The organism is Salmonella sp. SG203 (assembly GCF_013350575.1).
Classification (GTDB): Bacteria; Pseudomonadota; Gammaproteobacteria; order Enterobacterales; family Enterobacteriaceae; genus Salmonella; species Salmonella enterica.
This window is the reverse complement of record NZ_SNMT01000039.1, coordinates 1-15,159: the sequence shown is the minus strand read 5'-3', so window position 1 is coordinate 15,159 and position 15,159 is coordinate 1. Positions and strand designations below refer to the sequence as shown.

21 protein-coding genes and 1 pseudogene are annotated in these 15,159 nt (G+C 50.8%); 16 read left to right on the top strand and 6 right to left on the bottom strand.

Annotated elements, in window-relative coordinates; translation table 11 throughout:
• Position 1: 1 nt before the first annotated feature.
• The 10 genes and pseudogenes from secY to HV477_RS26330 all read left to right on the top strand — a co-directional run.
• On the top strand, positions 2 to 1,333 hold the full coding sequence (gene secY / locus HV477_RS26375; protein WP_001118864.1) for a preprotein translocase subunit SecY: 1,332 nt from the start codon (positions 2 to 4) through the stop codon (positions 1,331 to 1,333).
• Between the two features lie 31 nt (positions 1,334 to 1,364).
• Positions 1,365 to 1,481, top strand: coding sequence for a 50S ribosomal protein L36 (gene rpmJ, locus HV477_RS26370; RefSeq protein WP_000868187.1), 117 nt, complete (start codon positions 1,365 to 1,367; stop codon positions 1,479 to 1,481).
• 146 nt (positions 1,482 to 1,627) lie between these two features.
• Positions 1,628 to 1,984 carry a 30S ribosomal protein S13 gene (gene rpsM / locus HV477_RS26365; RefSeq protein ID WP_000090780.1) on the top strand — a complete coding sequence of 119 codons (357 nt, stop codon included), beginning with the start codon at positions 1,628 to 1,630 and terminating at the stop codon, positions 1,982 to 1,984.
• Positions 1,985 to 2,000: 16 nt separating this feature from the next.
• Entirely contained in the window at positions 2,001 to 2,390 is a 390-nt protein-coding gene (gene rpsK, locus HV477_RS26360) for a 30S ribosomal protein S11 (RefSeq protein WP_001029758.1), read from the top strand.
• A gap of 33 nt (positions 2,391 to 2,423) precedes the next feature.
• Entirely contained in the window at positions 2,424 to 3,044 is a 621-nt protein-coding gene (gene rpsD / locus HV477_RS26355; RefSeq protein ID WP_000135226.1) for a 30S ribosomal protein S4, read from the top strand.
• 25 nt (positions 3,045 to 3,069) lie between these two features.
• A complete protein-coding gene (locus HV477_RS26350) occupies positions 3,070 to 4,059 on the top strand; it encodes a DNA-directed RNA polymerase subunit alpha (protein ID WP_001162094.1) in 990 nt (329 codons plus the stop codon).
• Positions 4,060 to 4,099: 40 nt separating this feature from the next.
• Positions 4,100 to 4,483, top strand: a complete 384-nt coding sequence (rplQ, locus tag HV477_RS26345) for a 50S ribosomal protein L17 (RefSeq protein ID WP_001216370.1) — start codon at positions 4,100 to 4,102, stop codon at positions 4,481 to 4,483.
• A 107-nt stretch (positions 4,484 to 4,590) separates the two neighbouring features.
• Positions 4,591 to 4,959, top strand: a complete 369-nt coding sequence (locus HV477_RS26340) for a DUF1992 domain-containing protein (RefSeq protein WP_000266515.1) — start codon at positions 4,591 to 4,593, stop codon at positions 4,957 to 4,959.
• Positions 4,960 to 4,969: 10 nt separating this feature from the next.
• The gene (zntR, locus tag HV477_RS26335; RefSeq protein WP_000285585.1) at positions 4,970 to 5,395 is read left to right on the top strand and encodes a Zn(2+)-responsive transcriptional regulator; all 426 of its coding nucleotides are present in this window, start codon (positions 4,970 to 4,972) and stop codon (positions 5,393 to 5,395) included.
• A gap of 57 nt (positions 5,396 to 5,452) precedes the next feature.
• Positions 5,453 to 5,656, top strand: a pseudogene (locus tag HV477_RS26330) (alternative ribosome-rescue factor A); the annotation flags it as partial.
• 1 nt (position 5,657) lies between these two features.
• On the opposite strand, the gene mscL reads toward HV477_RS26330, so the two are convergent.
• From mscL to def, 5 genes are all read right to left on the bottom strand, one after another.
• Positions 5,658 to 6,071 (bottom strand): large-conductance mechanosensitive channel protein MscL, encoded by a 414-nt coding sequence (mscL, locus tag HV477_RS26325; RefSeq protein ID WP_000008119.1) that lies wholly within the window; start codon positions 6,069 to 6,071, stop codon positions 5,658 to 5,660.
• A gap of 140 nt (positions 6,072 to 6,211) precedes the next feature.
• Positions 6,212 to 7,588, bottom strand: a complete 1,377-nt coding sequence (gene trkA / locus HV477_RS26320) for a Trk system potassium transporter TrkA (RefSeq protein ID WP_000691374.1) — start codon at positions 7,586 to 7,588, stop codon at positions 6,212 to 6,214.
• A gap of 21 nt (positions 7,589 to 7,609) precedes the next feature.
• On the bottom strand, positions 7,610 to 8,899 hold the full coding sequence (gene rsmB / locus HV477_RS26315; RefSeq protein WP_000744602.1) for a 16S rRNA (cytosine(967)-C(5))-methyltransferase RsmB: 1,290 nt from the start codon (positions 8,897 to 8,899) through the stop codon (positions 7,610 to 7,612).
• 51 nt (positions 8,900 to 8,950) lie between these two features.
• Complete coding sequence (fmt, locus tag HV477_RS26310; protein ID WP_079899374.1) at positions 8,951 to 9,898, bottom strand: methionyl-tRNA formyltransferase; 948 nt, start codon at positions 9,896 to 9,898, stop codon at positions 8,951 to 8,953.
• A gap of 15 nt (positions 9,899 to 9,913) precedes the next feature.
• Positions 9,914 to 10,423 carry a peptide deformylase gene (def, locus tag HV477_RS26305; protein WP_000114987.1) on the bottom strand — a complete coding sequence of 170 codons (510 nt, stop codon included), beginning with the start codon at positions 10,421 to 10,423 and terminating at the stop codon, positions 9,914 to 9,916.
• 131 nt (positions 10,424 to 10,554) lie between these two features.
• Between def and dprA the strand changes: the two genes are divergently transcribed.
• From dprA to HV477_RS26275, 6 genes are read left to right on the top strand one after another with little or no spacing between them, the layout of a single operon-like run.
• Positions 10,555 to 11,679: a DNA-protecting protein DprA gene (gene dprA / locus HV477_RS26300; protein WP_175065617.1), complete on the top strand. Its 1,125-nt coding sequence runs from the start codon at positions 10,555 to 10,557 to the stop codon at positions 11,677 to 11,679.
• Positions 11,651 to 12,124, top strand: coding sequence for a DUF494 family protein Smg (smg, locus tag HV477_RS26295; protein WP_000460663.1), 474 nt, complete (start codon positions 11,651 to 11,653; stop codon positions 12,122 to 12,124). The genes dprA and smg overlap by 29 nt, the downstream gene beginning before the upstream one ends.
• 26 nt (positions 12,125 to 12,150) lie before the next feature.
• A complete protein-coding gene (locus HV477_RS26290; protein ID WP_001129708.1) occupies positions 12,151 to 12,693 on the top strand; it encodes a type I DNA topoisomerase in 543 nt (180 codons plus the stop codon).
• A 4-nt stretch (positions 12,694 to 12,697) separates the two neighbouring features.
• Positions 12,698 to 13,270 carry an L-threonylcarbamoyladenylate synthase type 1 TsaC gene (tsaC, locus tag HV477_RS26285; protein WP_001063613.1) on the top strand — a complete coding sequence of 191 codons (573 nt, stop codon included), beginning with the start codon at positions 12,698 to 12,700 and terminating at the stop codon, positions 13,268 to 13,270.
• 4 nt (positions 13,271 to 13,274) lie between these two features.
• Positions 13,275 to 14,093 carry a shikimate dehydrogenase gene (gene aroE / locus HV477_RS26280; protein ID WP_000451194.1) on the top strand — a complete coding sequence of 273 codons (819 nt, stop codon included), beginning with the start codon at positions 13,275 to 13,277 and terminating at the stop codon, positions 14,091 to 14,093.
• Positions 14,090 to 14,356, top strand: coding sequence for a DUF1488 domain-containing protein (locus HV477_RS26275; protein ID WP_079899372.1), 267 nt, complete (start codon positions 14,090 to 14,092; stop codon positions 14,354 to 14,356). The genes aroE and HV477_RS26275 overlap by 4 nt, the downstream gene beginning before the upstream one ends.
• Here HV477_RS26275 and HV477_RS26270 read toward each other — a convergent pair.
• Entirely contained in the window at positions 14,323 to 14,877 is a 555-nt protein-coding gene (locus tag HV477_RS26270) for a gamma carbonic anhydrase family protein (RefSeq protein WP_001285628.1), read from the bottom strand. The genes HV477_RS26275 and HV477_RS26270 overlap by 34 nt on opposite strands.
• Positions 14,878 to 15,159: the final 282 nt, after the last annotated feature.

Here is a 15,159-nt window from a genome sequence, read left to right as displayed (position 1 = left end):
GATGGCTAAACAACCGGGATTAGATTTTCAAAGTGCCAAAGGTGGCTTAGGTGAGCTGAAACGCAGACTGCTGTTTGTTATCGGCGCGCTGATTGTGTTCCGTATTGGCTCTTTTATTCCGATCCCTGGTATTGATGCCGCTGTACTTGCCAAACTGCTTGAGCAACAGCGAGGCACCATCATTGAAATGTTTAACATGTTCTCTGGTGGTGCTCTCAGCCGTGCTTCTATCTTTGCCCTGGGGATCATGCCGTATATTTCGGCGTCGATCATTATCCAGCTGTTGACGGTGGTTCATCCAACGCTGGCAGAAATTAAGAAAGAAGGGGAGTCTGGTCGTCGTAAGATCAGCCAGTACACCCGTTACGGTACTCTGGTGCTGGCGATATTCCAGTCGATCGGTATTGCTACCGGTTTGCCGAATATGCCTGGTATGCAGGGCCTGGTGATGAATCCAGGCTTTGCATTCTATTTCACCGCTGTTGTAAGTCTGGTTACAGGGACGATGTTCCTGATGTGGCTCGGCGAACAGATTACTGAGCGCGGTATCGGTAACGGTATCTCAATCATCATCTTCGCTGGTATCGTTGCGGGACTCCCGCCAGCCATTGCCCATACTATCGAGCAAGCGCGTCAAGGCGACCTGCACTTCCTCGTGTTGCTGTTGGTTGCAGTATTAGTATTTGCAGTGACGTTCTTTGTAGTATTCGTTGAACGTGGTCAACGCCGTATTGTGGTAAACTACGCCAAACGTCAGCAAGGTCGTCGTGTCTATGCTGCACAGAGCACACATTTACCGCTGAAAGTGAATATGGCGGGGGTAATCCCGGCAATCTTCGCTTCCAGTATTATTCTGTTCCCGGCGACCATCGCGTCATGGTTCGGGGGCGGTACTGGTTGGAACTGGCTGACAACAATTTCGCTGTATTTGCAGCCTGGGCAACCGCTTTATGTGTTACTCTATGCGTCTGCAATCATCTTCTTCTGTTTCTTCTACACGGCGTTGGTTTTCAACCCGCGTGAAACAGCAGATAACCTGAAGAAGTCCGGTGCATTTGTACCAGGAATTCGTCCGGGAGAGCAAACGGCGAAGTATATCGATAAAGTAATGACCCGCCTGACCCTGGTTGGTGCGCTGTATATTACCTTTATCTGCCTGATCCCGGAGTTCATGCGTGATGCAATGAAAGTGCCGTTCTACTTCGGTGGGACCTCACTGCTTATCGTTGTTGTCGTGATTATGGACTTTATGGCTCAAGTGCAAACTCTGATGATGTCCAGTCAGTATGAGTCTGCATTGAAGAAGGCGAACCTGAAAGGCTACGGCCGTTAATTGGTCGCCTGAGAAGTTACGGAGAGTAAAAATGAAAGTTCGTGCTTCCGTCAAGAAATTATGCCGTAACTGCAAAATCGTTAAGCGTGATGGTGTCATCCGTGTGATTTGCAGTGCCGAGCCGAAGCATAAACAGCGCCAAGGCTGATTTTTTCGCATATTTTTCTTGCAAAGTTGGGTTGAGCTGGCTAGATTAGCCAGCCAATCTTTTGTATGTCTGTACGTTTCCATTTGAGTATCCTGAAAACGGGCTTTTCAGCATGGTACGTACATATTAAATAGTAGGAGTGCATAGTGGCCCGTATAGCAGGCATTAACATTCCTGATCAGAAACACGCCGTGATCGCGTTAACTTCGATCTACGGTGTCGGCAAGACCCGTTCTAAAGCCATCCTGGCTGCAGCGGGTATCGCTGAAAATGTTAAGATCAGTGAGCTGTCTGAAGAACAAATCGACACGCTGCGTGACGAAGTTGCCAAATTTGTCGTTGAAGGTGATCTGCGCCGTGAAATCAGCATGAGCATCAAGCGCCTGATGGATCTTGGTTGCTATCGCGGTTTGCGTCATCGTCGTGGTCTCCCGGTTCGCGGTCAGCGTACCAAGACCAACGCTCGTACCCGTAAGGGTCCGCGCAAACCGATCAAGAAATAATCGGGGTGATTGAATAATGGCAAAGGCACCAGTTCGCGCACGTAAACGTGTAAGAAAACAAGTCTCTGACGGCGTGGCTCATATCCATGCTTCTTTCAACAACACCATCGTGACTATTACCGATCGTCAGGGTAATGCGCTGGGTTGGGCAACAGCCGGTGGTTCCGGTTTCCGTGGTTCTCGCAAATCCACTCCGTTTGCAGCTCAGGTTGCAGCAGAGCGTTGCGCTGACGCCGTGAAAGAATACGGCATCAAGAATCTGGAAGTTATGGTTAAAGGTCCGGGTCCAGGCCGCGAATCTACTATTCGTGCTCTGAACGCCGCTGGTTTCCGCATCACTAATATTACTGATGTGACTCCGATCCCTCATAACGGTTGTCGTCCGCCGAAAAAACGTCGCGTATAACGCTTCGTTTTCCAGGTTAGTTGGAGAAAGAAAATGGCAAGATATTTGGGTCCTAAGCTCAAGCTGAGCCGTCGTGAGGGCACCGACTTATTCCTTAAGTCTGGCGTTCGCGCGATCGATACCAAGTGTAAAATTGAACAAGCTCCTGGCCAGCATGGTGCGCGTAAACCGCGTCTGTCTGACTATGGTGTGCAGTTGCGTGAAAAGCAAAAAGTTCGCCGCATTTACGGTGTGCTGGAGCGTCAGTTCCGTAACTACTACAAAGAAGCAGCACGTCTGAAAGGCAACACCGGTGAAAACCTGTTGGCTCTGCTGGAAGGTCGTCTGGACAACGTTGTATACCGTATGGGCTTCGGCGCCACTCGTGCAGAAGCACGTCAGCTGGTTAGCCATAAAGCAATTATGGTAAACGGTCGTGTTGTTAACATCGCTTCTTATCAGGTTAGTCCGAATGACGTTGTTAGCATTCGTGAGAAAGCGAAGAAGCAGTCTCGCGTGAAAGCCGCTCTGGAGCTGGCTGAGCAGCGTGAAAAGCCAACCTGGCTGGAAGTTGATGCTGGCAAGATGGAAGGTACGTACAAGCGTAAGCCTGAGCGTTCTGATCTGTCTGCGGACATTAACGAACACCTGATCGTCGAGCTTTACTCCAAGTAAAGCTTAGTACCAAAGAGAGGACACAATGCAGGGTTCTGTGACAGAGTTTCTAAAACCGCGCCTGGTAGATATCGAGCAAGTGAGTTCGACGCACGCCAAGGTGACCCTTGAGCCTTTAGAGCGTGGCTTCGGCCATACTCTGGGTAACGCACTGCGCCGTATTCTGCTCTCATCGATGCCGGGTTGCGCGGTGACCGAGGTTGAGATTGATGGTGTACTACATGAGTACAGCACCAAAGAAGGCGTTCAGGAAGACATCCTGGAAATCCTGCTCAACCTGAAAGGGCTGGCGGTGAGAGTTCAGGGTAAAGATGAAGTTATTCTTACCCTGAATAAATCTGGCATTGGCCCTGTGACTGCAGCCGATATCACCCATGATGGGGATGTCGAAATCGTCAAGCCGCAGCACGTGATCTGCCACCTGACCGATGAAAACGCGTCTATTAGTATGCGTATCAAAGTTCAGCGCGGTCGTGGTTATGTGCCGGCTTCTACCCGAATTCATTCGGAAGAAGATGAGCGCCCAATCGGCCGTCTGCTGGTCGACGCCTGCTACAGCCCTGTAGAGCGTATTGCCTACAATGTTGAAGCAGCGCGTGTAGAACAGCGTACCGACCTGGACAAGCTGGTCATCGAAATGGAAACCAACGGCACAATCGATCCTGAAGAGGCGATTCGTCGTGCGGCAACCATCCTGGCTGAACAACTGGAAGCTTTCGTTGATTTACGTGATGTACGTCAACCGGAAGTGAAAGAAGAGAAACCAGAATTCGATCCGATCCTGCTGCGCCCTGTTGACGATCTGGAATTGACTGTCCGCTCTGCTAACTGCCTCAAGGCAGAAGCTATCCACTATATCGGTGATCTGGTACAGCGTACCGAGGTTGAGCTTCTTAAGACGCCTAACTTGGGTAAAAAATCTCTTACCGAGATTAAAGACGTGCTGGCTTCCCGTGGACTGTCTCTGGGTATGCGCCTGGAAAACTGGCCACCGGCAAGCATCGCTGACGAGTAACCGGATCACAGGTTAAGGTTTTACTGAGAAGGATAAGGTCATGCGCCATCGTAAGAGTGGTCGTCAACTGAACCGCAACAGCAGCCATCGCCAGGCTATGTTCCGCAACATGGCAGGTTCACTGGTTCGTCATGAAATCATCAAGACGACCCTGCCTAAAGCGAAAGAGCTGCGTCGCGTAGTTGAGCCGCTGATTACTCTTGCCAAGACTGATAGCGTTGCTAATCGTCGTCTGGCATTCGCCCGTACTCGTGATAACGAGATCGTGGCAAAACTGTTTAACGAGCTGGGCCCGCGTTTCGCGAGCCGCGCCGGTGGTTACACTCGCATTCTGAAGTGTGGCTTCCGTGCAGGCGACAACGCGCCGATGGCATACATCGAGCTGGTTGATCGTTCAGAGAAAACAGAAGCTGCTGCAGAGTAATCTGTAGTAACGTAAAAAAACCCGCTTCGGCGGGTTTTTTTATATCCTCCTGAACCCCACATATCTACAATAATTGTATTCTTTTCGTTCAATCCCTGGAGCGACGTATGTGGTTACTTGACCAGTGGGCAGAGCGTCATATTATCGAGGCACAGCGTAAAGGCGAGTTTGATAATTTGCCTGGCCGTGGCGAGCCGCTTATTCTGGATGATGATTCTCATGTGCCGGCGGAACTTCGTGCGGGTTATCGCTTACTCAAGAATGCGGGCTGTCTTCCCCCTGAACTGGAGCAGCGCAGAGACGCTATTCAGTTACTTGATATCCTCAACAGTATCCGGGAAGATGACCCTCGATACCATCAGGTTAGTCGCCAGCTCTCCCTGCTTGAACTAAAACTTCGGCAGGCTGGGTTGAGTACCGACTTTTTACACGGTGAGTATGCAGAAAAACTGCTGCATAAAATCAACGATAATTAACGGAGCTTGTATGTATCGCATTGGTGAGCTGGCAAAGCTGGCAGACGTAACGCCTGATACCATTCGCTACTATGAAAAACAGCAGATGATGGATCATGAGGTACGTACTGAAGGCGGGTTTCGTCTGTATACCGAAAACGATCTGCAGCGTCTCAAGTTTATTCGTTATGCGCGACAGTTGGGTTTCACGCTCGACTCGATCCGCGAGCTTTTATCGATCCGAATTGATCCTGAGCACCATACCTGTCAGGAGTCAAAAAGTATTGTGCAAGAGCGATTGCAGGAGGTTGAAGCCAGGATTGCGGAACTGCAAACGATGCAGCGTTCGTTACAAAGGCTTAATGATGCTTGTTGCGGAACGGCCCACAGTAGCGTCTATTGTTCCATTCTGGAAGCCCTGGAACAGGGGGCCAGTGGAGCGAAATCAGGATGTTGATTTATTGAACCGGCGGGGCTACACTCGCGCCGTTAATTTATACAATCGGGAGACATTATGAGTCGTTATCAACATAAGAAAGGGCAGATAAAGGACAATGCCATTGAGGCATTACTGCACGATCCCCTTTTCAGGCAACGCGTTGAAAAAAATAAGAAAGGCAAAGGAAGCTATCTGCGCAAAGGTAAACACGGTAATCGAGGGAACTGGGAGGCCAGTGGCAAGAAAGTAAGTAACTTTTTTACCACTGGCCTTCTGCTTATTAAGAACGGTTATTTTGTTCTTTCAGCAGATCGCGGATTTCGCCCAATAACACTTCCTCTTTAGAAGGCGCTGGCGGAGCTGCCGGCTCTTCTGCTTTTTTACGGTTGAGTCTGTTGATAAGCTTAATGGCAACAAAGATAGCAAAGGCCACAATCACAAAATCAAATACGTTCTGGATAAACACGCCGTAATGCATGACGACCGCCGGAATATCTCCCTGCGCTTCGCGTAACGTAAAAGCAAATTGTTTAAAGTCGATCCCGCCGATTAACAATCCCAACGGCGGCATAATGATATCGGCAACCAGTGAAGAAACAATCTTACCGAATGCCGCGCCAATAATGACACCCACTGCCAAATCCACAACATTCCCGCGCATCGCGAATTCGCGAAATTCTTTAATAAAACTCATTTTTATTCTCCCTATGCAGCTGACGTTATAAGTTTAACAAATGCTAAGGCATTTTCCATTTACGGCTTCTGTTTAGCGAAATAAATTAAACCTTGATAAATAAAGGGAATTAAAAGGGCACTGAATGAGCGCCCCTTAAATTAGAGGAAGAAAGGACTTGGCTGGAACAGACGTTCGACGTCGGTAATAAACTTTTTATCGGTCAAAAACATAATGACGTGATCGCCTTGTTCAATGCGCAAATTGTCATTAGCGATCATGACATCATTTCCACGCACCACCGCGCCAATAATGGTGCCTGGCGGCAGTTTAATTTCGTCAATGACGCGGCCAACCACGCGGGAAGTGCTTTCATCGCCGTGCGCGACGGCTTCGATGGCTTCGGCAACCCCGCGACGTAGTGAGGAAACGCCGACGATATCCGCTTTACGCACATGGCTCAGTAATGCAGAGATGGTGGCCTGCTGCGGAGAAATCGCAATATCTATAACGCTACCCTGCACAAGATCGACATAAGCGCGGCGCTGAATCAGCACCATCACTTTTTTGGCGCCCATCCGCTTGGCCAACATCGCGGACATGATATTGGCTTCATCATCGTTAGTGACCGCGATAAAGAGATCGACCTGATCAATATGCTCCTCCGCCAGCAATTCCTGATCGGAAGCGTCGCCAAAAAAGACGATCGTGTTTTGCAGTTTCTCAGCCAATTCTGCGGCGCGTTGTTGATCGCGTTCGATCAATTTAACGCTATAGTCTTTTTCCAGACGCCTTGCCAGCCCGGCGCCGATATTGCCGCCGCCCACCAGCATGATGCGCTTGTAGGGTTTTTCCAGACGCTGTAATTCGCTCATTACTGCACGGATATGCTGTGAAGCCGCAATAAAGAAGACTTCATCCCCTGCTTCCACGATAGTCGAGCCCTGAGGACGGATTGGTCTGTCATGGCGGAAAATTGCGGCAACGCGGGTATCGATATGCGGCATATGCTCTCGCATTGTCGAGAGCGCGTTACCTATTAGTGGACCGCCATAGTAGGCTTTTACTACTGCCAGACTGACTTTCCCTTCAGCAAAGTTTACAACCTGTAATGCTCCCGGATACTCGATCAGACGATAAATATTATCGATAACCAACTGCTCCGGCGCGATCAGATGATCAATCGGAACCGCTTCAGAATGAAAGAGTTTATCCGCATCGCGAACATAGTCCGGGGAGCGAATGCGGGCGATACGGTTTGGAGTGTTGAAGAGTGAATAGGCTACCTGACAGGCAACCATATTAGTTTCATCTGAACTGGTGACAGCGACCAGCATATCCGCATCGTCAGCGCCCGCTTCGCGCAACACGCGGGGATGCGAACCATGCCCCTGAACTACGCGTAGATCGAACTTATCTTGCAAACTGCGTAACCGTTCGCCGTTGGTATCAACCACCGTGATGTCGTTGTTTTCGCCGACCAGGTTTTCCGCCAGTGTTCCGCCAACTTGCCCTGCGCCCAGTATGATAATTTTCATCAGTCGTGGCCCGTTATCTCATCACTTCTTGATTAGCTTAGCGTAAAAGAACCCATCACCTTCTTCGCCGCCCGGCAGATTTTGCTGTCCTGGCTGATCAGGTGTTCCCGTTTCGCTGAGCGCGGCATCGGGAGTGCGTTGCAAAAAGGTTTTGATCTGATCGCGGTTTTCTTCCGGCAGTACGGAACAGGTGGCGTAAACCAGCGTCCCGCCAGGCTTCAGGCGCGGCCAGACGGCATCAAGAATTTCCGCCTGTAATTGCGCCAGTTCCGCGATATCGCGATCGCGACGCAGCCATTTGATATCTGGATGACGGCGAATGACGCCGGTTGCGGAGCAGGGCGCATCCAGCAGAATACGGTCAAACTGCTGCTCGCCGCACCATTGGGCGGGATAACGTCCATCCCCTTGTTTAACTGTCGCTTTCATCCCAAGACGCTTTAGGTTGTCGTAAACGCGGGAGAGTCGTTGTTCATCAATATCAACCGCCAACACGTCTGCTTCGGGGGCCACTTCGAGAATATGCGTGGTTTTACCGCCGGGCGCGGCGCACAAGTCTAAAATGTGCTCACCGTTCTGAGGAGCGAGAAAAACCGCACATCCCTGCGCAGAGGCATCCTGGACAGTTACCCAACCCTCAGCAAAACCGGGTAAAGCATGTACCGGAGCTGGCGTTTCCAGACGTACAGCGTCGGGATAATCGGGATGGGGATATCCCTTCATGCCTGCGTCTTCAAGTAAGCCAAGCCAACCGTCGCGGGTGTGGTGTGTACGATTTACACGTAGCCACATCGGTGGACGCTGGTTATTCGCTTCAATAATGTGTTGCCACTGTGTGGGGTAAGCATTTTGCAAACGCTTTACCAGCCAACCGGGATGTAAAAAGCGCGCATCGCTGGTCGCAAACTCATTAAGCAACGTTTCCTGCTGGCGCTGGAACTGGCGCAGGACGCCATTAATTAACCCTTTCAACTGCGGACGTTTAATGGAGACCGCGCCTTCAACGGTTTCAGCCAGCGCCGCATGGGGAGGAACTCGGGTGTACAGCAACTGATAAAAGCCGACCATAATTAAGTAATGCACTGTACGCTGCTTGCCGGTCATTGGACGAGACATCAGCTTATTGATCAGCCATTCCAGCTGTGAAAGAGTTCGCAGGACGCCAAAGCACAGCTCCTGAAGTAGCGCTTTGTCTTTATCGGCGACTTTTTGTTGCAGCGGCGGGAGCACATTACTTAATGATTGTCCCTGCTCGACGACCTGTTCAACGGCCTGTGCTGCCAGACTACGTAAATTGTTTTGTTTTTTCATATGTATAAAATAAAAATGCCCGGTAACACCGGGCGTATAAAGACGTGATCGTCAGGCAAGGCGGTTACCAAGAATAAACCATTCCCGGCGTGAATTTAACAGATCCTGGGCGCTCATCGCTTTTTTGCCGGCAGGCTGAAGCGAAAGCAAATTTAATATCCCCTTGCCTGTTGCAACCTGGATGCCCTGTTTCGTCGCGGCCAGAATAGTTCCCGGCAGCGACTGCGTGGCGTCCTCTATGACGGACGCCTGCCAGACTTTTACCGGCTGACCGTCGATTTCCAGCCAGCTCATTGGCCACGGATTAAAGGCGCGAATGCAACGCTCCAGCTGTGCTGCGGAGAGAGACCAGTCAATACGCGCTTCTTCTTTACTGAGCTTTTCCGCATGAGTGACCAGCGCTTCATTCTGCGCTTCAGGCGTCGCTGTGCCGTCCGCCAGTTGTTTTAGTGTGGTAATTAACCCCTGCGGGCCAAGTTCAGCCAACTTATTATACAGTGAGCCACTGGTATCTTCTGCGGTAATCGGGCACGCAAGTTTATACAGCATGTCGCCGGTATCCAGCCCTACATCCATCTGCATAATTGTGACGCCGGTTTCCGCATCGCCTGCCCAGAGTGAGCGCTGAATAGGCGCCGCGCCGCGCCAGCGTGGAAGCAGCGAACCGTGAACGTTGATACATCCGAGACGGGGCATATCCAGCACTGCCTTTGGGAGAATCAGACCATATGCTACGACAACCATGACGTCGGCATGTAAGTCAGCCACCAGATGCTGGTTTTCCTGAGGACGAAGCGACACGGGCTGGAAAACGGGCAGGCCTTTTTCTTCCGCCAGCACTTTTACCGGGCTGGGCATCAACTTTTTGCCGCGACCTGCTGGACGATCGGGTTGGGTAAATACGCCGACAACGTTATGTCCAGAAGTTAACAGCGCGTCGAGATGACGCGCTGCAAAGTCAGGTGTACCCGCAAAAATAATACGTAGTGAATCTGACACGTTGGTTCTTGTCCTTTAAGCCCGGGCGTTCAGGCGGTCGAGTTTTTCTACTTTCTGACGAATACGTTGTTGCTTCAGCGGCGACAAATAATCGATAAACAGTTTACCGACCAGATGATCCATCTCATGCTGAATGCAGATTGCCAGCAAACCATCCGCTTCAAGTTCAAATGGGTTGCCGTCGCGATCCAGCGCGCGGATTTTCACTTTCTCGGCGCGCGGCACTAAAGCGCGCTGTTCCGGAATCGACAGACAGCCTTCTTCTATACCCGTTTCGCCACTTTTCTCCAGCAATTCCGGGTTAATGAGTACCAGGCGCTCGTCGCGGTTTTCCGAAACGTCAATCACGATGATCCGCTGGTGGATATCGACCTGCGTTGCGGCCAGACCGATACCTTCTTCCGCGTACATCGTTTCGAACATATCATCGACGATACGCTGAATTTCTGCATTCACTTCTTCAACCGGCTTTGCGACTTTGCGAAGGCGCTCGTCCGGAATATGTAACACTTGCAAAACTGACATAATTATCCAGAGTTGTGTTCAGGAGTTGAAAAGATTATTACCTCTATTCTAGACAAATCCCCACCTGATTGACAGCATCAGTGACCAATCGCAAAGATTGTTCAGACTGCTTGTGGCAGGGGAGGGAAAGGATGGCCCGTACCGAAATTTGGTTACGTTTAATGTACGTCGGCGACCTTTATGGCGAGGCGATGTTGAACATGGCGAATTCGCTTATTCGCCAGCCTCAGATAAATCGCACGCACCTTCAGGAAGCTGGTCTTACCGCGCGGCAAGCTGAACGTTTTTTACAGCTTCCAGCAGGTGTGCTTGATGAGACGTTACGCTGGCTTGAACTACCGCAGCACCATTTTCTGTGTGCGGATAGTGAAATTTATCCTCCCCAACTGCGTGCTATTGACGATTATCCCGGCGCTATTTTTATTGACGGCGATCCTGCCTGTCTGCATACCTGCCAACTTGCCGTCGTAGGGAGCCGGAGCCACTCTTGGTATGGGGAACGTTGGGGACGTCTGCTTTGCGAAAGCCTTGCGAAAAGCGGTTTGACGATCACCAGCGGCCTTGCCCGGGGAATTGATGGCGTAGCACACAACGCCGCGATTAGTATGGGGGGAAAAAGTGTAGCGGTGTTAGGAAATGGTTTGGCAAAGATTTATCCTCGCCGACATGCCGTGCTGGCTGAAAACTTGATTGCCACCGGCGGCGCAGTGGTCTCAGAATTTCCGCTTTCAACGCCTCCGCTACCGCAACATTTTCCTCGCAGAAACCGTATTATCAGCGGACTGAGCAAAGGCGTGCTGGTGATTGAGGCGGCGTTGCGCAGCGGTTCGTTGGTGACGGCGCGCTGCGCGCTTGAACAGGGGCGGGACGTTTTTGCATTACCAGGCCCTATCGGTAGTCCGGGAAGCGAAGGAACGCACTGGTTAATTAAACAAGGGGCCACGCTTGTGACGACGCCGGAGGATATTCTGGAAAATTTGCAATACGGCTTACACTGGTTGCCAACTACGGCGGAAAATTCACTTTATTCACTAAATCAGGATGAGGCGGCATTGCCATTTCCTGAGCTCCTGGCTAACGTAGGAGATGAGGTAACACCTGTTGACGTCGTCGCTGAACGTGCCGGCCAACCTGTGCCAGCGGTAGTGGCTCAGCTACTCGAACTGGAGTTAGCAGGATGGATCGCAGCTGTACCCGGCGGCTATGTCCGATTAAGGAGGGCAAGCCATGTTCGACGTACTAATGTATTTGTTTGAAACATACATCCATAACGAAGCCGAGCTGCGCGTGGATCAGGACAGACTGGAGCGTGATCTCACCGACGCTGGGTTTGATCGCGAAGACATCTACAATGCGCTGCTGTGGCTGGAAAAACTCGCTGACTATCAGGATGGCCTCGCGGAACCCATGCAACTTGCTTCCGATCCTCTTTCAATGCGCATTTATACGGTTGAAGAGTGTGAAAGGCTTGATGCCAGTTGCCGGGGGTTCCTGTTATTCCTTGAGCAGATTCAGGTGCTAAACCTCGAAACACGAGAAATGGTGATTGAGCGTGTGCTGGCGCTGGATACCGCAGAGTTTGACCTGGAAGACTTGAAATGGGTTATTTTGATGGTGTTATTCAACATTCCGGGCTGTGAAAACGCCTATCAGCAAATGGAAGAATTACTCTTTGAGGTAAATGAAGGTATGCTGCATTGATAGGTGTTAATGCTGCATGAGTGAATATGGCTAAATCAGCACTGTTTTCGGTGCGTAAAAATGAGCCCTGCCCGCAGTGCGGGGCCGAACTGGTAATTCGCTCCGGGAAACATGGTCCGTTTCTCGGCTGTTCTCGCTATCCGGAATGCGATTATGTTCGTCCGCTGAAAAGTCAGGCGGACGGGCATATCGTTAAAATTCTGGAGGGGCAACTGTGTCCTGAGTGTGGCGCCGTACTGGTGCTGCGTCAGGGGCGCTTTGGCATGTTCATCGGATGCAGTCAGTATCCGCAATGTGAACATACAGTGGTTATTGATAAACCGGATGAAACGGCGATTGCCTGTCCAGCCTGCCAGCAAGGACATTTGGTCCAGCGCCGTTCTCGTTACGGAAAAATCTTTCATTCCTGCGATCGCTACCCGGAATGTCAGTTCGTCATTAACTTCACGCCGGTTGCGGGGGAATGCCCCGAGTGCCATTATCCGCTACTCATCGAAAAGAAAACCGCGCAGGGCGTGAAGCGCTTTTGCGCCAGTAAACAATGTGGAAAGCCGGTTCCGGTGGAATAAACAAGTGAATAATAACCTGCCAACAGGATCTATCGCCGCAGCGGTAGATCTCCTGAATAAAGAAAATGTCATCGCTTATCCAACAGAAGCCGTTTTCGGCGTCGGCTGCGATCCCGATAGTGAAACAGCCGTTACGCGCCTGCTGGCGTTAAAACAACGGCCCGTCGATAAGGGACTCATTTTGATTGCCGCCAGCTTTGAGCAGTTAAAACCTTATATTGATGACAGCATACTTACCGCCGCACAGCGTAAAGCGGTATTTGATTGCTGGCCCGGGCCGGTAACGTTTGTTTTTCCTGCGCCCGCGACAACGCCGCGGTGGCTCACGGGACGTTTTGATTCCCTGGCCGTTCGTGTTACCAACCACCCGCTGGTGGTCGCGCTATGCAATGCGTATGGCAAACCGCTGGTTTCCACCAGCGCCAATCTGAGCGGATTACCGCCATGCCGTACCGTTGAAGAGGTGCGTGCGCAATTTGGTGATGATTTTCCGGTGGTTGAAGGCGCAACGGGTGGGCGTTTAAATCCTTCAGAAATTCGCGATGCTCTGACGGGCGAACTGTTTCGACAGGGGTAATATGATGGAAACCTATGCTGTTTTTGGAAATCCGATTGCGCACAGCAAATCGCCATTTATTCATCAGCAATTTGCTCAGCAGCTAGATATTGTTCACCCCTATGGTCGCGTGCTGGCCCCTATTAATAATTTCATTAATACGCTTGATGCCTTTTTCGCGGCAGGGGGAAAAGGCGCAAACATCACAGTACCTTTTAAAGAGGAGGCGTTTGCGCGTTCGGATGAGTTAACGGAACGAGCATCGCTGGCGGGAGCCGTCAATACATTAAAACGGCTGGAAGATGGTCGTTTGCTTGGCGACAATACTGACGGTATCGGTTTATTAAGCGATCTCGAACGTTTAAATTTTATCCGCCCAGGATTGCGTATTTTGCTGATTGGCGCGGGCGGCGCATCCCGGGGCGTGCTGTTACCCCTGCTTTCTTTGGATTGCGCGGTCACTATCACTAACCGTACAGCTTCACGTGCCGAAGCGTTGGCGAAAATCTTTGCTCATACCGGCAGCGTTCATGCCACGGATATGGACAAGCTGGATGGTTGTGAGTTTGACCTGATTATTAATGCGACCTCCAGCGGCATACGGGGCGAAATCCCGGCGATTCCGGCGTCACTTATTCACCCTTCCCTCTGTTGCTATGACATGTTCTATCAAAAAGGGAATACGCCATTTCTCTCCTGGTGTGTACAACAGGGCGCAAAACGCTACGCAGATGGGCTGGGAATGCTGGTGGGGCAGGCTGCACATGCCGTTTTGCTTTGGCACGGTGTATTACCGCAGGTCGAGCCAGTGATTGAGCTGCTACAGCAGGAATTATTAGCGTGAACCAGGCCATACAATTTCCTGACCGCGAAGAATGGGATACTGCCGCCAGTGCTATCATCTTTCCCGCCCTGGTTAATGGGATGCAACTCACGTGTGCAATAAAAAAAGATGTACTGGCGTATCGCTTTGGTGGAGAAACAGCGGAGCAATGGCTGGCCATTTTTCGTGAGTATCGCTGGGACCTGGAAGAAGAGGCGGAAGCATTAATCCTGGCCCAGCAGGAAGACGATCACGGTTGGATATGGTTATCCTGGGAAAGATAGTCGTCTTTCCATTTTACATAGTTATTGGCGGAGTACTGCAGGCCCGATCTCTCAGCATCGCTCAGGGGGCGGATCTGTTTTACCGGACTGCCAAGATATAAATAGCCGCTTTCCAGCCGTTTGTGCTGCGGCACCAGGCTTCCAGCGCCAATCATTACGTCATCTTCTATTATCGCGCCATCCAGCACAATGGAGCCCATACCGACCAGTACGCGGTTACCGATGGTACAGCCGTGCAGCATAACTTTATGGCCAACGGTAACATCTTCGCCAATGATTAATGGGTTGCCGTGTGGATTGGATGGAGACTTGTGGGTTACGTGAAGAACGCTGCCATCCTGAATGTTCGTACGAGCCCCTATCGCAACGTAATTCACATCGCCGCGAATCACCACAAGCGGCCAGATCCCGATATCATCCGCCAGACGGACATCACCAATAACCACGCTGCTGGTATCGATCATCACGCGCTGACCGATTTCAGGAAAAAGATCCTTATAAGGACGTAATGTGTCAGACATGTCTACCTCATCATAAATGAATAGTCATGAAGACTTTGGTTGCTTTAACGGCGTTGTGCAAGGGGAGATAGCATCAAAAAATCGCCACTTTGCGCAGGAATGGAGCGAAAGGGATGAAAAATCAACAAACAGAAAAAAAGATCCAAAAAACGCTTGTGCAAAAAAATGGGATCCCTATAATGCGCCTCCATCGACACGGCGGATGTGAATCACTTCACACAAACAGCCGGTCGGTTGAAGAGAAAAATCCTGAAATTCAGGGTTGACTCTGAAAGAGGAAAG

Excerpts from the sequence above, each read along its gene's own strand:
- rpmJ (WP_000868187.1), top strand. The coding sequence starts at position 1,365 with ATGAAAGTTCGTGCTTCCGTCAAGAAATTATGCCGTAACTGCAAAATC.
- rplQ (WP_001216370.1), top strand. The coding sequence starts at position 4,100 with ATGCGCCATCGTAAGAGTGGTCGTCAACTGAACCGCAACAGCAGCCAT.
- rsmB (WP_000744602.1), bottom strand. The coding sequence starts at position 8,899 with ATGAAAAAACAAAACAATTTACGTAGTCTGGCAGCACAGGCCGTTGAA.
- trkA (WP_000691374.1), bottom strand. The coding sequence starts at position 7,588 with ATGAAAATTATCATACTGGGCGCAGGGCAAGTTGGCGGAACACTGGCG.
- aroE (WP_000451194.1), top strand. The coding sequence starts at position 13,275 with ATGGAAACCTATGCTGTTTTTGGAAATCCGATTGCGCACAGCAAATCG.
- smg (WP_000460663.1), top strand. The coding sequence starts at position 11,651 with ATGTTCGACGTACTAATGTATTTGTTTGAAACATACATCCATAACGAA.
- def (WP_000114987.1), bottom strand. The coding sequence starts at position 10,423 with ATGTCAGTTTTGCAAGTGTTACATATTCCGGACGAGCGCCTTCGCAAA.
- rpsD (WP_000135226.1), top strand. The coding sequence starts at position 2,424 with ATGGCAAGATATTTGGGTCCTAAGCTCAAGCTGAGCCGTCGTGAGGGC.
- mscL (WP_000008119.1), bottom strand. The coding sequence starts at position 6,071 with ATGAGTTTTATTAAAGAATTTCGCGAATTCGCGATGCGCGGGAATGTT.
- HV477_RS26350 (WP_001162094.1), top strand. The coding sequence starts at position 3,070 with ATGCAGGGTTCTGTGACAGAGTTTCTAAAACCGCGCCTGGTAGATATC.
- HV477_RS26270 (WP_001285628.1), bottom strand. The coding sequence starts at position 14,877 with ATGTCTGACACATTACGTCCTTATAAGGATCTTTTTCCTGAAATCGGT.
- dprA (WP_175065617.1), top strand. The coding sequence starts at position 10,555 with ATGGCCCGTACCGAAATTTGGTTACGTTTAATGTACGTCGGCGACCTT.
- rpsK (WP_001029758.1), top strand. The coding sequence starts at position 2,001 with ATGGCAAAGGCACCAGTTCGCGCACGTAAACGTGTAAGAAAACAAGTC.
- HV477_RS26340 (WP_000266515.1), top strand. The coding sequence starts at position 4,591 with ATGTGGTTACTTGACCAGTGGGCAGAGCGTCATATTATCGAGGCACAG.
- zntR (WP_000285585.1), top strand. The coding sequence starts at position 4,970 with ATGTATCGCATTGGTGAGCTGGCAAAGCTGGCAGACGTAACGCCTGAT.
- HV477_RS26290 (WP_001129708.1), top strand. The coding sequence starts at position 12,151 with ATGGCTAAATCAGCACTGTTTTCGGTGCGTAAAAATGAGCCCTGCCCG.
- secY (WP_001118864.1), top strand. The coding sequence starts at position 2 with ATGGCTAAACAACCGGGATTAGATTTTCAAAGTGCCAAAGGTGGCTTA.